Source organism: Cesiribacter andamanensis AMV16, assembly GCF_000348925.1.
Lineage (GTDB): Bacteria > Bacteroidota > Bacteroidia > Cytophagales > Cyclobacteriaceae > Cesiribacter > Cesiribacter andamanensis.
The window spans coordinates 1-1,606 of the sequence record NZ_AODQ01000232.1 but is presented as its reverse complement, the minus strand read 5'-3'; the positions used below and the strand labels follow the sequence as shown (position 1 = coordinate 1,606).

Annotated in this window: 1 protein-coding gene; it reads left to right on the top strand. The window is 54.1% G+C overall.

Going from position 1 to position 1,606, the window contains the following annotated elements; translation table 11 throughout:
* Positions 1-1,606 (top strand): RHS repeat domain-containing protein (locus ADICEAN_RS22855; RefSeq protein WP_040398701.1); only part of this gene is annotated, 1,606 nt, incomplete at both ends.

Below are 1,606 nucleotides of genomic sequence, written 5' to 3'. Positions count from 1 at the left end.
CCCAACCGGAGGCTGCCAGCAGGTAAACGATATCAAGGTCACAGGCGTAGGCCATATCAGGGTGGTGGCCCTTCGCACCGGGGAGATTCTCTATGAAGGGTCTGCCGAGAACTTTACTTCTACCTCGGCCTGTGCGTCCATTGAAGCCAGCCATCCTTTTACGGTTTCCTACACCGTCTACAAAGGCAGCAGCTATACGCAGGCTGCCACAGAGATAAACCAGGCTCATCCTATTTCCTATCAGTTCTACCTGCAAAAGGGCAAAAGCGTGCAGCTTTCCTCCAGTGCGGTAAGCCTTAAGGACATGCTCAGCGAGCAGGTGCTCACCGTATCGGGGGGCAGCTTTACAGCCCCCAAGACCGGCTGGTACCTGGCCATTCCTGCAGCGGGCCATACCCAGGGCTTTATTGAGTACAGCTGGGGCTTTTCCGAGCTTAGCTTCAACTTCTATGACGACAGGGGCCGGCTTTTGGCTTCCATTGCCCCCAATGGGGTAGATGAGATTCTAAAGGCTATCAAGCTGCAGGGCCTGGATGAGTACCTGGCCGGTATCCAGAATGACAAAACAAAACTGCCCTTTACCACCCATTATGAGTATAACTTCAGGGGCGATCTGCTGTCGGTCTCAGAGCCTGATGCGGGCAAGACCGAATACATCTACCGAAGGGATGGCAAGATCCGCTTCTCGCAGAATGCCGAGCAGCGCCTTCGGGGCACCTACAGCTATACCAACTACGATGCTTTGGGCAGACCAGTAGAAAGCGGGGTCTATAACCCCAGCGGCACAACACTCCAGTTTAGCCGAAGCAATGCTGCCCTGAAGGCTATTCTTGAGAGCACAGCCCCGGACGGGGGTCTGACCAACCTGCATGCGGCAACGGCATCGCCCAGAAGCCAGTGGCTGACCAGTTTTTATGACCTGCCCGATGCAACTGAACCAGGCTTCAACCAGCAGTGGCTCTCCGGGGCGGTATCCTATACGGAGAATGAAAACAGCAAAAGCTGGTACAGCTATGATGCCGAAGGAAGGGTGAGCTGGATGCGCCAGCGCCTGAAGGCAGCCGGCAAAGACATAAGCCTGCACTACAGCTATGACTTTGCAGGCAAGGTCCTGGAGATCGCCTATCAGAAGGATGATCCTGCAGAAGCTTTCTACCACAGCTACCGCTATGATGCCAACCAGCGCTTAAAGGAAGTATGGGTAGGCAAGGCACCGGAGTACCTAATGGTGGCTGCTACCTATCACTATTACCTGCACGGGCCGCTTAAAAGGGTAGAGCTGGCCGATAACATGCAGGGCCTGGACTATGTCTACACCCTGCAGGGATCACTGAAGGCTATCAACCACCCCGAACAGGAGCTTGATCCGGGCAAGGATACCGATGATGCCTTTGCCATGACCCTGGAGTATTATAAAGATGATTACACACGCAGCGGCACGGGCATAAATTATCTTAGGCGATCAGCTGAAGATGAAGGGAAGCATACGGGCAACATCACCTCCATGAGCTGGCGTACCAATCATCCACAGACTTTGCCCACCCCTGTTGAACAAGCAGGAGAAACCCTGGCCTATACCTATACCTATGATGAAAAGCAGCAGCTG